The sequence below is a fragment of the Chryseobacterium lathyri genome (genome assembly GCF_003290185.1).
Lineage (GTDB): Bacteria > Bacteroidota > Bacteroidia > Flavobacteriales > Weeksellaceae > Chryseobacterium > Chryseobacterium lathyri.
This window is the reverse complement of record NZ_QNFY01000005.1, coordinates 129693-146912: the sequence shown is the minus strand read 5'-3', so window position 1 is coordinate 146912 and position 17220 is coordinate 129693. Positions and strand designations below refer to the sequence as shown.

The window sequence follows — 17220 nt, the reverse complement described above, 5'->3', positions numbered from 1 at the left end:
TTATGACAAATTTTTCACATCTTAATAAAAAGGAACAGCCGGGTATGGTGAATGTAGGCGGTAAAAAAATTACCCACCGGAAAGCAACTGCCAAAGCCATTGTGGTACTTCCTGAAAACATTCTGGAAGCGCTTCAAAAGGATGATTTTAAAACTAAAAAAGGTTCTGTTTTCCAGACTGCAATCATTGCAGGAATAATGGCAGCAAAAAAAACCGGTGATCTGATTCCTCTCTGCCATCCGATCGGCATGGATAACTGTGAAATAGATATTGAAATCAGCTCTCAAAATGAAATTGAAATCTATTGTACTGCAGAGATTGAAGCAAAAACAGGTATCGAAATGGAAGCACTGACAGGAGCTTCTGTTGCTGCACTTACCATTTACGATATGTGCAAAGCAATGAGCCATGACATTGTGATAAAAGAAATACAACTCATCGAAAAAACAGGAGGAAAAAATGATTTCAAAAGAGACTGATTTCCCCAAATTAAACGGACTGATACTGGCAGGAGGAAAAAGCCAGCGAATGGGAAATCCTAAAGATAAAATCAATTGGCATGGCAAAGAGCAGCGGTATTTTGCGGCTGATCTTTTAGCTCCATTTTGTGAGGAGGTTTTTATTTCCTGCAGACAAGACCAACTGGAAAATTTTGATACGGATTACAAGCCCCTTACCGATACTTTTCTGAATATGGGACCTTTCGGCGGCATACTTTCGGCGTTGCGCTCTCAAAGAGATAAAGCATGGTTAGTCGTTGCCTGCGACTTACCTTTATTGGATAAAAAATCTTTAGAATTTTTAATTGAAAGCAGAAATACCGAAAAAGCAGCAACCACTTATGAAAGCCCGTTTGATGGGCTTCCAGAACCGTTGATTACCATTTGGGAACCTAAAAGTTATCCTCTGCTCCTCAATTTTTTAGGATCAGGAAATACCTGTCCAAGAAAAGTTCTGATCAACAGTGATACATTAATCCTGAAACCTGGTAACCCAGAAGCTTTGATGAATGTGAACACACCTGAAGATATGGCAAAGGCAAAGGAAATTTTAAGAAAATAGATTTAACCGAAGATAAAAAACATATGAGTGACCCGCTTGAACGTTATCATTGCCAGATGGCTTTACCCGGATTTGGTGTTTCTTCCCAGGAATTACTTAAAAATGCTAAAATTCTGATAGTAGGTATGGGCGGATTGGGCTGTCCTTCGGCACAATATCTTGCTTCTTCAGGTCTAGGGACAATTGGTCTTGCGGATGATGATACAGTCTCCGAAAGCAATCTGCACCGCCAGATTTTATATGCTCCGGAAGATATTGGAAAATCAAAAGTTGACATTGCCGCTACAAAATTACAGCGACAAAATCCATCGGTAAAAATCATTCCTTTCAATTTTCGGGTAACTTCTGAAAATGTAATGGATTTGATTTCTGAATTTGATTTAATCATTGAAGGAACTGATAATTTTGAAACAAAATGTTTGCTGAATGACGCTTGTGTATTGACAGGAAAACCTTTAGTATATGGCGCTATTTACCAATACGAAGGCCAGGTAAGTATCTGGAATGTTATACAGAAAGACGGTACTTACTCTCCCAATTACCGTGATGTTTTTCCGAACGCGGAAGAATCACAGGTTCCGAACTGCAGAGAAGGCGGCGTGCTTCCTACGCTGGCAGGAATTATAGGATGTATGCAGGCTAATGAAGCCATAAAATATTTTACAAATCCCGAGGATTCATTGGCAGGAAAACTCTGGATGATGAATGTTCTGAACGGCAAAACACAGATTATTAAATTAAGAAAAACTTCTGTGCAGATTACAGCTTTACCTCAGGCTGTTGAGACCGTTACGTTTGAGCAGCTGATGCAGAAGAAAGATCATTTTGAAATCATAGATGTCCGTACATCGCAAGAGCATGAACAGTTTAATATAGGAGGAATCAATCTTCCTGCAGAAGAATTACAGGATCATTCAGATTATATTTCGGGTTGTTCAAAACCTATTCTGGTTTATTGTCAATCCGGGAAGCGAAGTACAGAAGCGGTAAGAAAAATAAAAAAGAGCTTTCCTGAAAAGGAAGTATTTTCTTTAAAAGACGGCATTCAAAAAATATAATAAATACTTCTTAATTTAAAATCATTCAGAAGTAATAATCATCTTCTTTTTTAAGCATCAATCAATAATATTCTGAGTCATTTTCTGAGAAACAGCAATATGTTCTCCCACCATCTCATGAATGGTCTCATCAATCATAATACACATACTGTTCAAGGCTAAATCATTCGCATCTGTTCCAAAAGGCTCCTCAATTTCATCTGCAATCGCTTCAAATGCAACAAATGTATAAGCTACAAATACGACAATAAGAGGCGTAAACCATCCCAGCGAATCTACAAGACCGAAAGGCAGCAAAAAACAATAAATATACACCGTTCGATGCAACAGAACACGGTAACTGTAAGGAATCGGGGTAGAAACCAATCTTTCACAACCTCCTAAAATATCAGAAAGCTTATCAAAATTCTCATCAAAACGCGCCTGTTGGATAGAATCTAAGTAACCTTGATCTTTCGCTTTCTGAACCCATTCTGCAAGCAACCGCATAATAACTGCCGGCTTATATTTTGATCCTGCAACAATTTTCAGTTGGTCTTCATTAAGCCTTGATTTTAAATCTTCATAAGCATCTGTTCCTCTAAGTTGATGTTTCAGCGCAAAAACAAAGGAGCTAAGTAAGTTAACAAAGCTATGGACAGAAATTGTATTGTTCTTTATATTGCTTAAAGTCATTGCTTGCCGGGTCAATGCACGTGTAGTATTTAACAAGGCACCCCATAATTTTCTTCCTTCCCAAAATCTGTCATAACTGGCATTATTTCTAAACCCGAGGAATAAGGCCAGTACAAAGCCAAACAGCGTCAGTGGCGCAGGATTTAACGGAACTTTAAATGAAAGTATTATTCCATGAAAATAGGTCACCAATAAAGAAAGGATTAAAAGCAATCCCAAACGGGGAAGCAAGGCAGGCAAAACAGAACCGTGCCACACAAAAAGCATTCTGAACCAGTGTTCTTTTTTTCTTATGATCATTACTAAATGATAATTTACTTAAGTAATATGTTTTATGGTTGTTCGAGGCTTGTTCCGGCTGCAGCAATTACATGATCATCAATCCTTTTAAAGATTTCGGGACTATGCTTTCGGATTTTGATACGGACATATTTTGAAGCAGGCATATTAGCTCCATTAACCACATTATTGATGGATACCAATACATTGGTTTCCGGAAAATAGGTCATTGTACTTTTCTGAGGAATTGGATATTTTACAACAATAAAAAGAGGAGCAATTCTTTCAATTCCGTCATCATAATTGAAAAGGTCTACGTGGTCACCTTCTTTGAGACCGGCTTTCTCTATATCTTTTTCATTCATCATGACAACTCTTCTTTCATTGAAAATCCCACGGTAACGGTCATTCAGACCATACACAACTGTATTGAACTGATCGTGTGTTCTGGTGGTTCCCATCAGGTATTCATCATCTGCAAGAGAATTATCTGGTACGGCGGTTATATTGAATGCAGCTTTTCCCGGGGAAAATTCACTGTTGAAAATACCATCCCTTGGTCCATTCGGAAGATAAAAACCGCCTTTCTGAACAACCCTTTCGTTATAGTTTTCAAATCCGGGAATACATTGTTCGATATCATTACGAACGGCATCATAACTGTTGATAAATTTGTCCCAATCTACAACAGAACGTTCACCTAAAACTGCTTTTGCCATTCTGCAGGCGACGTGTGTTTCATTGATCAGATTTTCAGAAATCGGCTCCAGAACACCTCTTGACCATTCCACAACACCCATTGAATTTTCTGTACTTACGTGCTGAAGTTCTCCATTGACCATATCTTTCTCACTCCTGGAAATTACCGGCAAAATAAGAGCTTCTTTCCCATGGATAAGATGATTTCTGTTTAATTTTATAGAAACGATTACAGACATTTCCAGCTTCCGCATTGCTTCTGCCGTAAAGGTTGTATCCGGTGCTGCAGAAAGGAAATTACCTCCCATGCAGAACATAAATTTTACCTTTTCTTCGTGCATCGCTTTCAGGGCATTCACAACATCATAACCGCCTTCTCTCGGAACTTTAAAGCCATAATATTCCTGTAATCTGTCCAGTTGTTCAGTCGTAGGATGGTGGTTAATAAGCAGCGTTCTGTTTCCCTGTACATTACTGTGACCTCGAACAGGACAGGCTCCTCCTCCCTGGATTCCTATGCTTCCTTTCATCAGCAGGAGGTTCACGATATTATAAATCATTTCCACTCCGTTGTGCTGCTGCGTGATTCCCATTCCCCAACAAATGATAATGCGTTTTTTTGAGGCAATCATTTGTGAGGCTTCCCTTAGATTTTCAATCGGAATTCCACATTCCTCGGATAAAAAATTGAGGTCATACAATTTTAATTCTTCAACCAATTCATTGAAGCCCGCAGTTTTATTAATGATAAAATCGTGGTCAAGAACTTTTCCCGGATTTTTAGCCTCTTCTTCCAATACCAGAATTTGAAGTGCCTTTAAAAGTGCCATATCTCCGTTAATTTTTACAGGAAGATATAAATCCGACAATTCATAAGGCTTATTGAGCAAAGCACGAACTTCCTGTGGATTCCTGAAACCTTTCAGTCCGGCTTCAGGAAGCGGATTGATTGCCATAATTTTTACTCCGTTTTTCTTTCCTTTAGTTAATGCGGAAAGCATTCTCGGCGAATTGGTTCCCGGATTCTGACCAATGATAATGATGAGGTCTGTATCATAAAAGTCTTCCAGCTTTACGGTTCCTTTTCCGATACCTATGCTTCTTGAAAGCGCATAACCGGAAGTCTCGTGGCACATATTGGAGCAGTCCGGGAAATTGTTGGTTCCGAATTCACGGGCGAACAACTGATATACCCAGGTTGCTTCGTTGCTGGTTCTTCCTGAAGTATAAAATATGGCTTCGTTAGGCGAATTCAAAGCGTTTAATTTTTCGGAAATTTTTGTAAAGGCATTATCCCAACTTATCGGCTGATAATGGGTTCCTCCTTTCGGTAAATACATTGGCTCCACGATTCTTCCTAACTGGCTGATTTCAAAATCCGTCAGTTTTGCTAAATCATAAACCGAATTTTCTCTGAAAAACTCTGCACCGATCTTTTTTGAGGTAGCTTCTTCCGCCAGAGCTTTTGCACCGTTTTCACAATATTCTCCTAATCTTGAACGCTCATCATCCGGGTCAGGCCACGCACAGCTTGGGCAATCGAAACCATCAAACTGATTCATACTGAAAAGAGCTCTTCCTCCACGAAGAACCGAGGCATTGAGAACCAACTGGTCCAATGAATGGATAACAGCAGGAACACCAGCTGCCCAAGCTTTTGGCGGTTTCAATTTCAAATCCAGCAACTTATATGGAGGTTCTGCAGAAGGTAATCTACTACCCTCTTTTATTTTATCGAATGAATCTTTGTTTTCCATGATTTCTAAATTTTAAAAAATGAAAAAATTAGCATTTTATATTCGGGTTGGGATAATTGTCGCTTTGGTCTTCCAACGTATTATCAATGCATACAAAATCCTTTTCTATTAAAATCTTCACCAATCCGGCTTGTCCGTCAAAGCCAACTCTGTCTGTGGAAATCCACTCATTTATCATATCCTTAGGCATTTTCAGTACAATTCTGTTTTCGATGAAAGCGGCTGAAAGTTCTTCGTCCTCCGTTCTTTCAATAGCATAAATAAACGGACGGTCTACAAATTCCGTAAAGCTTGAGATGACTCCGTTTTGTCCTAATTCTGCAACTTCAGACTGGGTCAAACGGAATCGTATTGAGTTGTCTTTAATTCTTATTTTCATAACAAATTTTCAATTTTAAAATGGCTGCCTGAATGGTAAATATTAAACCTATTATCCCGGAGAAAGCCTAATAAAGTGATATCAAATTCTTTTGCCAGATCTACTGCAAGGCTAGATGGCGCTCCTATTGCTGCAACAATCGTAATTCCTGCCATTGCTGCTTTCTGGATGAGCTCGAAACTGGCTCTTCCGCTTAGAACCAAAATTTTATCGTCGAGAGGAAGTAAATCTGCTGATAATGCATATCCTATGAGTTTGTCCAGTGCATTATGCCTTCCTACATCTTCACGCAGTGCCAAAAGATTGCCTTTCAGGTCAAAAATGCCGGAAGCGTGTATACCGCCTGTAGCACTGAAATTATTCTGAAACGACTGCAGCTTTTCGGATAGTTGATACAGAGTTTCCAGGGAAACTTCTGTGTTTTGTTTTGTATGATTATGGAAAGTGCTTACTGTTCTTATGGATTCTATGGAACCTTTTCCACATACACCACAGCTGGAAGTGGTATAAAAATTTCTGTCGGCTTTCATAAGCTCGGGAATACAACCTTCTGTAAGCTCAACAATGACAATATTTTCACTGTTTCTGGAACATTCTGCTTCCGGAAAATAGGTGCTTTTAACCTGTTGACGGCTGGAAATAATTCCTTCTGTAAACAAAAAACCTACAGCAAGCTCTGTATCATTTCCGGGAGTCCGCATCGTTACAGATATATTTCTGGACTCTTTTTTATCTGCTAAATGATAAACAACCCTGATTTCCAAAGGTTCTTCTACAGAAACATCATCCGTATAAGGAAAACTGCTGTTGTCCTTAACTTTGACGATTTCTATCTGTTTTACTGACTTATTTGATAGCAGATGGGCTTTCATAATTTAATAACTGGTTTAATAAAGGTACAAAATTTTGTTCCTCAAATTACGGATGTGCGGAAACCCATTCTTCTCCATCTTCAAAAATTTCTTTTTTCCAGATGGGAACGGTTTTTTTAATATTTTCGATCATATAGCTGCACGCATCAAAAACAGCATTTCTATGCCCGTCACTCACCACGATGATCACTGCAGCATCGCCTGGAAATAAAATTCCGGTACGGTGATGAACTACAATATTTTTTACCGAAAATAAAGAAATGGCTTTACCCACTATTTTCTGTATTTCCTTAATTGCCATAGATTCATAGCATTCATATTCCAAGCGGGTAACAGATTTACCTTTGGTGTGATTTCGTACTGTTCCTACGAATGATGCCATTCCTCCGCATGCAGGATCGGATGCAAGGCTAAAGCAATCCGTAAGATCCAGTATATTTTCTGTTATTTTAATATCAACCATATCTGTTATCCACCACTCACCGGTGGAATTATTGCTATTTCGTTAGAAACCGTTAATTCCTGATGGTCTTCTGCATATTCATCATCAACGGCAATAAAATAAGATTTCAGTTTTTTCAGTTCAGGAAAATCTTTTTCCAGAAGCTCTTTTAGCGCATTAACATTTGCACCTTCATTTATTTCTATTTCTTTTTCTGATGCTCCGAAAATATCTTTCGTTATTCCGAATGCTAATATTTTAAGTATCATTTTTAAATTTAGCTTATTACCAATATTTTATTAAAACATTTATCCCGGCTACCAAAACCAGGACAGCTGTCATTCTTTTGATGACCAAGGGATTCCATTTCAGGGACATCCTGGAACCTATCTGTCCGCCAATGAATACGGCAAAACACAAACTCAGAATTCTGAAATAATCCATGTCTGCAGATAATTTGGATAATTGTCCGAAAATCCCTGATACTGAATTTACCAATATGAAAACACTTGATGCTGCTGCAACTTTTCGTGGGGTATCCCATTTCATGAGGTTTAATAGAGGGGAAAGAAAAATTCCGCCGCCAATTCCCACCAATCCTGACAAAAACCCGATTCCCCCTCCTAAAAATCCGTTTTTGAACAGAGAGGTTTCTGTATATTCTGAGGGGTTTTCGCCATTTTTTGTTTCTGTCTTGATCCAAAGCAACAATGCAGCAATGATTAAAGTAATGCCTAAGATCAGGAAAAAAGTTTCCTGGCTTATTTTTAAAACAGCTCCCAGATACGCCATAGGAACACTTATAATCGTAAGCGGAAGTATTTTCTTCCAGTCAGTCTGTTTATTTTTGATATAAATAAATACGCCTCCTATTACCACAATAACATTACAGATAAGCGCTGTTAACCGTATTTCCTGATAAGGAAGACTATACATTGCCAGAACAGCAAGGTAACTGGATCCTCCACCAAATCCCACGGAAGAATAAATGAAAGCGATGATTAAAAAAAACAAAAAGATTTCCCAATGCCCCATATATTTTGAGAATTAATTTTCTTACAATAATACTCATTTTTAGGGCGTCATACGAAGGTATAATAAAAAGTTTCTACCGTAATTTGTGAGAAGAATATTCTGAATTGTTTATTTTATAAAACCAACCTCATTATCCCAACAGCATTTATTAAATTTGATAAATAAAAACCAATATACCCATCTCAATGAATAATACTTTTTCTACTGATTATAATGCTCAGAATGTTACAGATTATCCGAATAATAACACCTATTTTTTAATATGGAATTTTAAGGACAACGTTGATCCCGATAAGATCAAATCAGTTTTCCAAAGAGTTTGTGCTTTGGTAATTAATTTGAATAATTCGGCACTTGACCGTTTTCCGGATTCCAAAGCCAGCTGTGTAATGGGGATTGGATATGAAGCATGGCAACAACTTGAATTGCCTCAACCACTGCCTAAAGAATTTAAGAAATTCCAGGAAATAAAAGGCAGTAAACATACGGCAGTAAGTACAAAAGGAGATTTGCATTTTCACATCCGGGCCGATGAAAAAAGCTTTGCTTATGATATGGCTTCTATAATTTCCGGATATATGAAGGAAATAGCAGATTGTGTAGTTGAGGTGCAAGGATTCCGTTATTGGGATAGCAGATCTATTTTAGGCTTTGTTGACGGTACTGAAAACCCACACGGCAAAGACCGGGATCATTTTGCCATCATTGATGATTCTGATTTACAATATGAAGGAGGAAGCTATCTTTTTGTACAGAAATACATCCACAATCTTAATGCCTGGAAATCGCTTTCCGTGGAAGAACAGGAAAAAGTAATAGGCAGATCCAAAGACCTTGATATTGAAATGGATGATGATGTAAAACCTAAAAATTCACATATCGCATTGGCTAATATTGGTGATGACTTTAAAGTTGTGCGTGATAACATGCCTTTCGGAAACGTAGCAACTAATGAAATGGGAACTTATTTTATCTGCTATGCAAGTACATTCAGCACGGTTGAAAAAATGTTGACCAATATGTTCATCGGTAACCCGCCGGGAAATTATGACCGAATTCTTGATTTCAGTACTGCACAAACAGGAACATTATTTTTTGTTCCAAGTTTAGACATGCTTGATGAATTTTCAGGATAAATTTATAAAACCATAATATTAGAATATAATGAAGGTATGTATAAATATAAGTTTAACAATCAAAAATACATTTAATAAATTATAAAATATTATAAATCAACAAAATACCTGTAAAATCCGATTAAGATCAGTAGCCAAAGAGTTCGGGGACACAAAGGCTAGCTACCCTATTTGGTTAATTAACGGCTGCCTCTTTGCCAAATTTTTTCAGTGTTAGAAAATGCGAGTACAGTGCCGATAAAAAGCTCTTATTTTCAATGTAAGGCAAGTTGAACTCCATCGCTGTCTTCTTCACAATAACAGAGATCTTCCCATAATGTATGTGGCAGACTTTAGGAAACAGATGGTGCTCTATCTGCCTGTTTAGTCCGCCAAGGAAAAATGCCGCGAGCTTATTGTGCGTTGCAAAATTTGCAGTTGTACGCATCTGGTGCTCCGCCCAGGCTTCTTCTATCTGCCCGGTTTCGTTAGGCACAGGGAAATTGGTACCCTCAACAACGTGGGCCAGCTGAAATACCAGTCCCATCGTCAAGCCTTCGGCAATATGTAAGAACAGAAAACCGATCAGAAACTGCCACCAGCTCACATCCAGTACCAATAGCGGCAATATGATAAAAAGGAAGTAATAAAGCGCTTTATAGAAAAACAAATTGAAATATTCCAGCTTAGGGTGCTTATTCTGATGTGCCCCAATTTTTTTCTGGAAAAACTTTACAAAATCCTTACGGAACACCCATGACAGGGAAGCTAAGCTGTAAAGCGGAAAGGCATACCAATGCTGGTACCGTTGAATACGATTCACTTCGTCTTCCTCAGCAATCCGGATCAATCCCGGCGCGACTTTAATGTCCTCATCATGTCCGGGGATATTGGTATAGGTGTGGTGAACCACATTGTGAGTGATACTCCAAACGTATGGATTGGCGCCGATCAGATTAAAAATAAACCCGAACAGTTTATTCACTTTTTTATTACCGGAAAGTGCACCATGTATAGCATCGTGGCATACATTGAAGCCTACAAAGGCACTAAACATACCCAGAACCACTGCAAGTGGCAAGAGCATCCAGGTCGGAAGCAGGCCTGAAATAATTACAAGGTAAATTCCAATAAACCCTGTAAGGAAAAATACAGTTTTGCCCCACATATGGCCATTGGCATGTTGACTTAATTGATGCTGACTGAAAAATTGATCTACTCTGCTCCTAAGAGTTGCATAAAAATGAGAACCAGAAACTGATGAGAATTTTACTTTTTGTGACATAAGATATCTTGTTTGATCTACCTAACGCGAACAAACAGATGTGCTAAATCGGGTGTTGGAATGAGGAGCGTATTAAGCTTTCCGGCACGTTACCGGATTGTTTACATATATAACGTATTAATTGTTAATTTATTATATTTTAATTAAAGGTACATTTATTTGTCCATGCCTCATCCATCTGAATGATTTAGAAAGATTTCTAACTTAAATCATTAAAGCCAACACAATGCAATTTAAAATGATTCAGGCTCACTGAGAAAGACCCTGCAAAAAATGTTAAGTCTTTTGTATTTTAATAAAACAGATTCTATTATTCGCTAAAGGATATACAAAAGCCACCGTAATTTATACGGCAGCTGCTTTATTTTTAGTTTTGAATTTTATTTAAGTTTATAAGAATTTCCGTTCCAGAGATACGTTTTGGAAGAATGTTTTTTCTTTTCTCTGTCTTTGTCATCTCTTTCCATTTCCTCTGTTTTAAAGATAAATGCATTGGGAATTCCGCCTTTATCATTGGGAAATACAAATTCTTCGGAATGGTAGTATACATCGGCATCCCCTACATTCATCAGTTGTGGCAGTGGAACCAGTTTTTTGTCTTTAAAAAGAACATACTGAGTATAGCTTGCAATTCCGCAGGCTTCACCGGAAACCATAGCTTTAAGGGTGAGTTCCACATTCTGCAGCTTATGTCCGCTTTCAATGGTAAATGTAGCATAGCTTAGTTCCTCTCCTCTTCCGGTGTCGAAGTACACCTCATCAACTAAATTGGTTCCTTCGATGACTTTTATCCCGGCAATGTTTTGCTTTACAGTTTCATTATATTCTTTATTTTTCCGGTCTACCGTTTTTGAAAGTCCAAAAAGGAAATCGTAGCCGTTCTTATTGCGGTAACCAACGGAAAGATTACCTCCCCAGACATACCCTTCCGAAACCAAATCTCCTTTCTGATAAGAAACTTTGTACCAATTAGCCCCTCTTTCGCCTAACTTAAGTATTGCTTCTTCTTTTTTAAGGATCAGCACCTGCTGGTTGGTTTGCAGAGAATCAGTTACTTCAGCTTTTACATCCGGTTCTTTTCTTACTCTGGTCCAGTCTGTAAAAATTTTCTGGGGTTTGTTTTCTTCAAAGCTGAAAACTCCGTCAGGATAAACGCCATTTTCTTCCTGTGCAGAAAAAAACTGCAGGAACAGCAGGCATAAAACCGTCAATAAAGATTTCATATGACTATTGTGTTTCATTATTTTTCCAGCAAAAGGCTTACCCATTCTTCACGCTGAAGTTTCTTTTTAAGTTCCAGTCCGCTTTCTTTGCATACTTCCAGGATATCATCCACGTCAAAGAAGCACAGTCCGGAAAGCAGCAGTTTTCCCCCTTCATTCATAACAGAAACATAGGTAGGAATATCGGAGATCAGGATATTTCTATTGATATTAGCCAGAATGATATCAAAGTTTTCTTTTCCTAAATTTTCTGCGGTTCCCAGTTCAATATCAAGTTCAACCCCGTTTCTGGCAGCATTTTCTTTTGAGTTTTCCACAGACCATTCGTCTATATCAATCGCTTTTGTATGCCCTGCACCTATCTGCTTTGCATAAATTGCCAAAACCGAGGTTCCACATCCCATATCAAGCACTTTTTTACCATTGAAATCAATATCCATCATCTGCTGAATCATCAGATGCGTTGTAGGATGATGCCCTGTTCCGAAAGACATCTTAGGCTGAATAATGATTTCATGCATTCCCGGGACAGATTCATGGAATTCTGCTCTGATGAGCACTTTATCATCAATATTGATCGGCGAAAAATTCTTTTCCCATTCTTCATTCCAGTTGATATTGGGCATTTCTTCGAAAGAATAAGTGATCTGTACATTTTCATTTTCAAAAAGCGGAAGTGCTTTAAGATCTTCTTCTTTAAACTGTTCTTTCTGGATATATCCTAAAATTCCGTCGATTTCTTCCGTAAAGCTGTCAAAACCTATTTCGATAAGCTCCGCCATTAATATCTCGTTCCATGGCTGCAATGGAGAAATCCTGAAATTGAATTCTAAATAATTTTGCATGTGAGTGAATAATTTAGTGCAAAAATAAGGATGTTATTATTGTTAAAAAAATTGAAGTGCCATGAGTCTTGTATATTTTGAGAATAATGTCTTTCTTTTATGGCAAAGGCTAGTAAGAGTTTTTATATTTTGGCTAAAGCCGGATGAGATTATTAAAAAGAGAAAGCGGGCTAAAGCCCGCTCCTATTGAATATTTTACACATGAGTTAGTTCCTTGTACATCACACAAACCCCAATTCCGCAACTTATAATCAATCTATGGATTTGTAGAAAAAATAGAACCGTTAGCAATCAATGCTCTTCTGTTCATTTTCAAAATATCTCTTACCCATTCTGCAAAGTCTTCCGGCTGAAGTACTTTATCAGGATTTCCGTCTGTTAGTCCCCCCTGAATACTCATATCGGAAGCAATAGTGCTCGGCGTTAAAGTGATCACACGAATGTTCTGCTTTCTCCATTCTGCCATCATCGATTGTGACAAGGAAACTACCGCTGCTTTGGATGCTGCATAAGCTGACATATTCGGACCGCCTTTCAAACCTGCTGTAGAAGCCACATTGACAATATCTCCCTCACCATTTGCTTTTAAGAACGGATACACCGCCTTGGCAGCATAGTACACTCCAAACAGATTGGTTTTAATGACCTGTTCCCATGTTTCGGAAGGCATATCTTCAATGCTTCCAAAATCCCCGATTCCGGCATTATTAATCAGAATATCTACGCTTCCCAGCTGTTTTGCAAGGGATTCGATTCCGGTTTTCACTTCAGATTCGTTATCAATACTGAAAACAGCATAGGCTGAGTTTACACCAAGCGCTTTAATTTCTTCAGCCGTACTTTTAAGATTTTCTGCATTTCTACCAGTAACAGCAACATTCACTCCTTCCTTAGCCAAAGCTAAAGCAACCGCTTTTCCCAATCCTCTTCCACCACCAGTTACGATGGCATTTTTTCCGCTTATATTCATAATATTATTGTTTCGTCAGACAAATTTACGAAAGAACATTTTTAAAGGACCGATAGAATCCGGATTTAACCGAATTTTAATAGTAACCTCTGATTTTTATACAAAGGGACAAAGATTTTGAATACTTAAGTTATTTTAAAGTTTAATGTTTAAAGTTTAATGCTTTAAAGATAAAAAGTTCACTTAAGTTCTAAGAAACCGGAGATCTTTACCAACAAAAAATTCATCGGATCAAAATTTCCCTCTCATGGAGGGGTGGTGAAAATTCAAAGAATTTTTGATGGGGTGGTTCATGCCATAATCATTACAAATTACCTCCAAAAAAACAAAACCGGCTTAATCATAAACCGGTTTCTGTTGAAAGTATAGTAAAAAATGAAAAACTATGGAATAAGAACAGGGTTCTGTACCTCGAATTCTTCGGAAACGGTAAACTGATTTCCGTACATATCTGCAGCTTTCACTTCAAGTTTATGTTTTCCTAACGCAAGCTTCTTAGGAAAACCTGCAGTCCAGATATGTTTTGACATTTCAGGGTTGGATGGTCTTCTTCCGGGGAATAAATTCTGTGTAGAATCCCATTTAAATACGGAAAGGGCAAAATTCGGATCTACTGTTTCGTCATAATCCATTTCTTCCCAGGCTCCATTGTCTATCCTGTATTCTACTTTGTCCTTTTTGCTTCCCATGAAAAAGTTGGCAAGGATCTTTGCTGAAGTTTTTGACGGGTAAGGAATCACTTTCGGAACATACAATTTGATCTGATAGTCCTCCGGTTTTCCGGCTGTTTTATATTTAACTTTATACTGATTATCATTAAAGCTAATGAACGAATATCCTTTTGCAGTTCCGTCTCTCATGGTTGAAGTAGGCAGTCCTATCTCATCAGACGTTCCTGACCACCAGTCGCCGCAGGTAGTTCCCACATTGTATTCATGAAGGTCTTTTGAACCGTTCCAGCCGACTTGTTTTCCGTAGAAAATCTGTTGCTGAATGTGTGTGTGAGCCGATAAAATCAAAGCATTTTGAAAAGGAGTCAGGTAATCAAATAATTTCTGGCGGTCTGAGTTTCTGAAATTATCTTCGTTTTTATGCTCTAAAGGAATATGGAAAGAAACAACGATCAGTTTGTTTTTATCAACCAGTTTCAGATCGTTTTCAATAAATTTCAGCTGGTCCTCACGGAATCCGCCCCAATAGCCTTTTCCGTCCCTCGGATCGGGATATAGAATATCATCTAAAATAATAAAGTGTACATTTCCGTAATTGAAGGAATAATTAGCCGGACCAAAATTATTTTCAAAGGTTTCATCTGAAAATTGATCTTCTTTGGCGTCGTAGTTCATATCATGATTTCCCATCACATTGTACCATGGAAGACCAATCTCTTTCATTACATCCGCGTAAGGTTTCTGAAGGCTCAGATTATCGCCCACCAAATCTCCTAAACTGATTCCCAATACTGCATTTTTCTTAGTACCTTTCACTTCATTCACGATAGCTCTTTTAAAATAATCAAGCTCTTTTTCTGTGTAAGGCTGAGGATCTCCGAAAACAAGAATATCAAAATTTTTGCTTTCTTCTTTTTTATAAAGCGGGAAGTTCAGCTCTTTCGGAAGATCTCCAGTTGGCGCTGTTCCTTTATATTTAAAATCAGCCGGTGAACCTTCTGGCTTGTGATGGTAATAAAACTGTGGTAGATTATTGCTGTTCAGAGCCGTCTGATATCCTGAAGGTTTGATCACAAAGATGGTTTGGTTTTCCTGAACAGGTAAGCTGTACCTACCGCTTTTATCAGTAAGCACAACCTGAACTCCATTGGATACCGGAACGCCTTCAATTCCTTTTTCCCGGTTTTCTTTCTTCTGGTTCTTATTACTATCTTCAAACACATATCCTGAAACGGAATCCTGTGAAAATGCCATTGCCGAAACCAATACGCAAGGCATTAAAAATTTTATATTAATACTCATTTCTTTATTCTTTATTCTTTATTCTTTATTCTTTATTCTTTATTCTTTATTCTTTATTCTTTATTCTTTATTCTTTATTCTTTATTCTTTTTAACTTATTTATTCCACCACATTTTTACATTGATATCATCTCCACCCATCTGCTGAATCACAGCCTGGTAATTGGCGGTGTTCAAAACTTTAGGGTTTGGCGGATACATTAACCTACTAGGCATGGCACCACCGTTCAGAAGACCTCCATTATTGGGAAGTACAGGAAAGCCCGTTCTTCTTTTTTCAAACCACTGCTGCTGGTCTACAAAGAAAAGCGCTACATATTTCTGAAGCATGATTCTTTCCATTTCAGGCTTATAAGCCACATTGGGATTGCTGAAGTAGTTGACAGGCATTACTGCTCCCCATTGTTCTATCGCTGCTTTTACTCCATTCTCATAATAAGTTTGCGCACTCCCCTGAACAATTCCTTTAAAGGCAAGCTCGGACAATATGAACTGCAGCTCAGCATAAGGATACATAAGGATTTTCAGAGGGGCTTTGGCTAGGTTCTGATTAAGATTTGAAGGCTGATAATCGAATGTGGTTCCAAAGGCATACCCGGAAGGTGCTCCTTTGTACCCTATACTAACATTGTTCAGATCTTTGGCCTGGGAGAAGAACATCGCCAAACGCGGATCATTATTTGCTTTCAGCGTTGTAACAAAAAATTCGGAAGCAGCTCTTCCGGTAGTAAAATCCTGGGGTCTGGCAATAGGCGGCATCAGAGGGGAAACTCCCGTGATATCAAGTTTCGCTCCATCGGCATTGCTTTGAAAAATTGGGTATACAGAAGGGTTACCGATGATCTCCTGGATTCTTGCATGAACATTCACTTCACCATTCTTGCTTAGAATTCTTGTCAGCAATCTTAAAGAAAGTGAATTACAGAACTTTTTCCAGTTGGTGATTCCGTTTGCATCTGATTCAGCTTTGTAAAAAAGGTCATTTCCTGCAAGCACTTTATTGGTGATAAAAAGGGAATTGGCTGTTTTCAGATCATCCAGCAGTTTTACATAAATATCTTTCTGTCTGTCGAATTTGGGCTGTAAAATTCCTTCATCCAGCTTGGAAGCTTCAGAGAAAGGAACATCACCATACGTATCGGTAAGGTTGGAATAGATCCATGCATTCAGTACCAAAGCAATGGCTTCATAGTTTTTGTCCCCTTCTTCAACAGCAGCTCTTTTCAGGTCATCTACCTGCTTCAGCCACCGGTAGGAATTATTCCAGAACCCGGCTCCGGTATTTTCAGTGATGTAGTAACGGCTCAGCGAGTTTCCTTCATTTGGGAAGTCCAGAGATACCTGCATAAGGTCGAAAGTAAAGTCATTAGCCCTGTTATAGCCTATTGCAGCCATATTATACTGTATGGGAACCAGCAGTGAGCTGGCCACTGGTTTATTGATCCGGCTCTGGTCTTTATTGATCTCATCAAGGCTTCTGTCACATGACACAGCAGTTCCCAAAAGCATGAGAAATGAAGATATATAGATAAGTTTTTTCATTGTTCTGATT

17 protein-coding genes are annotated in these 17220 nt (G+C 38.3%); 4 read left to right on the top strand and 13 right to left on the bottom strand.

Annotated features, from left to right (window positions below):
- The first annotated feature begins 2 nt into the window (after positions 1-2).
- Genes moaC through DRF61_RS08255 form a run of 3 tightly spaced genes read left to right on the top strand, consistent with a single transcriptional unit; the run spans position 3 to position 2120 of the window.
- Entirely contained in the window at positions 3-479 is a 477-nt protein-coding gene (gene moaC, locus DRF61_RS08265; RefSeq protein WP_111955903.1) for a cyclic pyranopterin monophosphate synthase MoaC, read from the top strand.
- On the top strand, positions 460-1062 hold the full coding sequence (locus DRF61_RS08260; protein WP_111955901.1) for an NTP transferase domain-containing protein: 603 nt from the start codon (positions 460-462) through the stop codon (positions 1060-1062). Before moaC ends, DRF61_RS08260 begins: the two co-directional genes overlap by 20 nt.
- 23 nt (positions 1063-1085) lie before the next feature.
- Positions 1086-2120 (top strand): HesA/MoeB/ThiF family protein, encoded by a 1035-nt coding sequence (locus DRF61_RS08255; protein ID WP_111955899.1) that lies wholly within the window; start codon positions 1086-1088, stop codon positions 2118-2120.
- A gap of 57 nt (positions 2121-2177) precedes the next feature.
- On the opposite strand, the gene DRF61_RS08250 is transcribed toward DRF61_RS08255, so the two are convergent.
- From DRF61_RS08250 to DRF61_RS08220, 7 genes are read right to left on the bottom strand one after another with little or no spacing between them, the layout of a single operon-like run.
- On the bottom strand, positions 2178-3095 hold the full coding sequence (locus DRF61_RS08250) for a bestrophin family protein (RefSeq protein WP_111955897.1): 918 nt from the start codon (positions 3093-3095) through the stop codon (positions 2178-2180).
- A gap of 32 nt (positions 3096-3127) precedes the next feature.
- Positions 3128-5530, bottom strand: coding sequence for an FdhF/YdeP family oxidoreductase (locus DRF61_RS08245; protein WP_111955895.1), 2403 nt, complete (start codon positions 5528-5530; stop codon positions 3128-3130).
- A 28-nt stretch (positions 5531-5558) separates the two neighbouring features.
- On the bottom strand, positions 5559-5909 hold the full coding sequence (locus tag DRF61_RS08240) for a DUF7009 family protein (protein WP_111955893.1): 351 nt from the start codon (positions 5907-5909) through the stop codon (positions 5559-5561).
- Positions 5906-6781, bottom strand: coding sequence for a formate dehydrogenase accessory sulfurtransferase FdhD (fdhD, locus tag DRF61_RS08235; RefSeq protein WP_111955891.1), 876 nt, complete (start codon positions 6779-6781; stop codon positions 5906-5908). Before fdhD ends, DRF61_RS08240 begins: the two co-directional genes overlap by 4 nt.
- Positions 6782-6827: 46 nt before the next feature.
- Entirely contained in the window at positions 6828-7244 is a 417-nt protein-coding gene (locus DRF61_RS08230) for a molybdenum cofactor biosynthesis protein MoaE (RefSeq protein WP_111955889.1), read from the bottom strand.
- Positions 7245-7249: 5 nt separating this feature from the next.
- The gene (locus DRF61_RS08225) at positions 7250-7492 is read right to left on the bottom strand and encodes a MoaD/ThiS family protein (RefSeq protein ID WP_111955887.1); all 243 of its coding nucleotides are present in this window, start codon (positions 7490-7492) and stop codon (positions 7250-7252) included.
- Between the two features lie 16 nt (positions 7493-7508).
- A complete protein-coding gene (locus tag DRF61_RS08220) occupies positions 7509-8258 on the bottom strand; it encodes a sulfite exporter TauE/SafE family protein (protein ID WP_111955885.1) in 750 nt (249 codons plus the stop codon).
- A gap of 185 nt (positions 8259-8443) precedes the next feature.
- Here DRF61_RS08220 and DRF61_RS08215 point away from each other — a divergent pair, with 185 nt between their 5' ends.
- Positions 8444-9394 (top strand): Dyp-type peroxidase, encoded by a 951-nt coding sequence (locus DRF61_RS08215; RefSeq protein WP_111955883.1) that lies wholly within the window; start codon positions 8444-8446, stop codon positions 9392-9394.
- Between the two features lie 175 nt (positions 9395-9569).
- Here DRF61_RS08215 and DRF61_RS08210 read toward each other — a convergent pair whose 3' ends face one another.
- The 6 genes from DRF61_RS08210 to DRF61_RS08185 form a co-directional block, all read right to left on the bottom strand.
- Positions 9570-10658 (bottom strand): fatty acid desaturase family protein, encoded by a 1089-nt coding sequence (locus DRF61_RS08210; RefSeq protein WP_111955881.1) that lies wholly within the window; start codon positions 10656-10658, stop codon positions 9570-9572.
- Between the two features lie 380 nt (positions 10659-11038).
- Entirely contained in the window at positions 11039-11899 is an 861-nt protein-coding gene (locus tag DRF61_RS08205) for an SH3 domain-containing protein (RefSeq protein WP_228452502.1), read from the bottom strand.
- Positions 11899-12726 (bottom strand): 50S ribosomal protein L11 methyltransferase, encoded by an 828-nt coding sequence (gene prmA / locus DRF61_RS08200; RefSeq protein WP_111955877.1) that lies wholly within the window; start codon positions 12724-12726, stop codon positions 11899-11901. The genes DRF61_RS08205 and prmA overlap by 1 nt, the downstream gene beginning before the upstream one ends.
- A 256-nt stretch (positions 12727-12982) precedes the next feature.
- The gene (locus DRF61_RS08195) at positions 12983-13696 is read right to left on the bottom strand and encodes a 3-ketoacyl-ACP reductase (RefSeq protein WP_111955875.1); all 714 of its coding nucleotides are present in this window, start codon (positions 13694-13696) and stop codon (positions 12983-12985) included.
- A gap of 383 nt (positions 13697-14079) precedes the next feature.
- Positions 14080-15645, bottom strand: coding sequence for a calcineurin-like phosphoesterase C-terminal domain-containing protein (locus DRF61_RS08190; protein WP_111955873.1), 1566 nt, complete (start codon positions 15643-15645; stop codon positions 14080-14082).
- A gap of 119 nt (positions 15646-15764) precedes the next feature.
- Complete coding sequence (locus DRF61_RS08185; RefSeq protein ID WP_111955871.1) at positions 15765-17210, bottom strand: SusD/RagB family nutrient-binding outer membrane lipoprotein; 1446 nt, start codon at positions 17208-17210, stop codon at positions 15765-15767.
- Positions 17211-17220 lie beyond the last annotated feature (10 nt).

Coding starts and splice junctions, on each gene's coding strand:
- DRF61_RS08185 (WP_111955871.1), bottom strand. CDS start 17,210: ATGAAAAAACTTATCTATATATCTTCATTTCTCATGCTTTTGGGAACT.
- DRF61_RS08250 (WP_111955897.1), bottom strand. CDS start 3,095: ATGATCATAAGAAAAAAAGAACACTGGTTCAGAATGCTTTTTGTGTGG.
- fdhD (WP_111955891.1), bottom strand. CDS start 6,781: ATGAAAGCCCATCTGCTATCAAATAAGTCAGTAAAACAGATAGAAATC.
- DRF61_RS08260 (WP_111955901.1), top strand. CDS start 460: ATGATTTCAAAAGAGACTGATTTCCCCAAATTAAACGGACTGATACTG.
- DRF61_RS08220 (WP_111955885.1), bottom strand. CDS start 8,258: ATGGGGCATTGGGAAATCTTTTTGTTTTTTTTAATCATCGCTTTCATT.
- DRF61_RS08195 (WP_111955875.1), bottom strand. CDS start 13,696: ATGAATATAAGCGGAAAAAATGCCATCGTAACTGGTGGTGGAAGAGGA.
- DRF61_RS08240 (WP_111955893.1), bottom strand. CDS start 5,909: ATGAAAATAAGAATTAAAGACAACTCAATACGATTCCGTTTGACCCAG.
- DRF61_RS08225 (WP_111955887.1), bottom strand. CDS start 7,492: ATGATACTTAAAATATTAGCATTCGGAATAACGAAAGATATTTTCGGA.
- moaC (WP_111955903.1), top strand. CDS start 3: ATGACAAATTTTTCACATCTTAATAAAAAGGAACAGCCGGGTATGGTG.
- DRF61_RS08205 (WP_228452502.1), bottom strand. CDS start 11,899: ATGAAACACAATAGTCATATGAAATCTTTATTGACGGTTTTATGCCTG.
- DRF61_RS08210 (WP_111955881.1), bottom strand. CDS start 10,658: ATGTCACAAAAAGTAAAATTCTCATCAGTTTCTGGTTCTCATTTTTAT.
- DRF61_RS08255 (WP_111955899.1), top strand. CDS start 1,086: ATGAGTGACCCGCTTGAACGTTATCATTGCCAGATGGCTTTACCCGGA.
- DRF61_RS08230 (WP_111955889.1), bottom strand. CDS start 7,244: ATGGTTGATATTAAAATAACAGAAAATATACTGGATCTTACGGATTGC.
- DRF61_RS08190 (WP_111955873.1), bottom strand. CDS start 15,645: ATGCCTTGCGTATTGGTTTCGGCAATGGCATTTTCACAGGATTCCGTT.
- prmA (WP_111955877.1), bottom strand. CDS start 12,726: ATGCAAAATTATTTAGAATTCAATTTCAGGATTTCTCCATTGCAGCCA.
- DRF61_RS08215 (WP_111955883.1), top strand. CDS start 8,444: ATGAATAATACTTTTTCTACTGATTATAATGCTCAGAATGTTACAGAT.
- DRF61_RS08245 (WP_111955895.1), bottom strand. CDS start 5,530: ATGGAAAACAAAGATTCATTCGATAAAATAAAAGAGGGTAGTAGATTA.